This is a genomic window from Streptomyces sp. NPDC000880 (assembly GCF_053599675.1).
The window spans coordinates 1-1,194 of the sequence record NZ_JBSFMS010000250.1; the positions used below are offsets into that span (position 1 = coordinate 1).

1 protein-coding gene is annotated in these 1,194 nt (G+C 69.1%); it reads left to right on the forward strand.

The annotated features are described in order from the left end of the window. Window positions 1-3: 3 nt before the first annotated feature. A partial coding sequence (locus tag ACWDO5_RS35715; protein ID WP_450534680.1) for an acetyl-CoA C-acetyltransferase occupies window positions 4-1,194 on the forward strand: 1,191 nt, incomplete at its 3' end.

A 1,194-nucleotide genomic window follows, 5' to 3' on the forward strand; every position in this document is an offset into this window, starting at 1 on the left:
CTCATGTCTGGAACGACCGGTACCACCTCAGTGATCGTCGCGGGCGCCCGTACGCCCATGGGACGCCTGCTCGGCTCGCTCAAATCCTTCTCCGGCGCTGATCTCGGCGGCTTTGCCATCAAGGCGGCGCTGGACCGGGCGGGCATCGGCGGTGATCAGGTGCAGTACGTGATCATGGGCCAGGTGCTGCAGGCCGGGGCCGGGCAGATCCCGGCGCGCCAGGCCGCGGTCAAGGCGGGCATCCCGATGAGCGTTCCCGCGCTCACCGTCAACAAGGTCTGCCTCTCCGGGCTGGACGCCATCGCGCTGGCCGACCAGCTGATCCGCGCCGGTGAGTTCGACGTGATCGTCGCCGGCGGCCAGGAGTCCATGACCAACGCGCCGCACCTGCTGCCCAAGTCCCGGGAGGGCTTCAAGTACGGCGCGATCGAGATGCTCGACTCGATGGCGTACGACGGACTCACCGACGCCTTCGAGAACGTCGCCATGGGCGAGTCCACAGAGAAGCACAACACCCGCCTCGGCATCGCCCGTCCCGAGCAGGACGAGATCGCGGCGCTCTCCCACCAGCGGGCCGCAGCCGCGCAGAAGAACGGCATCTTCGAGGCCGAGATCACGCCGGTCGACATCCCGCAGCGCAAGGGCGAGCCGGTCGTCTTCAGCAAGGACGAAGGCATCCGCGCCGACACCACGGCCGAGTCGCTGGGCAAACTGCGCCCCGCCTTCGCCAAGGACGGCACCATCACCGCCGGTACGTCCTCGCAGATCTCCGACGGCGCCGCGGCGGTCGTGGTGATGAGCAAGGCCAGGGCCGAGGAGCTGGGCCTGGAGTGGATCGCGGAGATCGGCGCGCACGGGAACGTAGCCGGGCCCGACAACTCCCTCCAGTCGCAGCCGTCCAACGCCATCCAGCACGCGCTGCGCAAAGAGGGCATCGGCGTCGAGGACCTCGACCTCGTCGAGATCAACGAAGCCTTCGCCGCGGTCGCCGTGCAGTCAATGAAGGACCTCGGGGTGTCACCCGAAAAGGTGAATGTCAACGGCGGCGCGATCGCACTCGGACACCCGATCGGCATGTCCGGCGCACGGGTGGTGCTCCACTTGGCACTGGAGCTGAAGCGGCGCGGCGGCGGCATCGGCGCGGCGGCACTGTGCGGTGGCGGCGGGCAGGGCGACGCGCTGATCGTGCGTGTC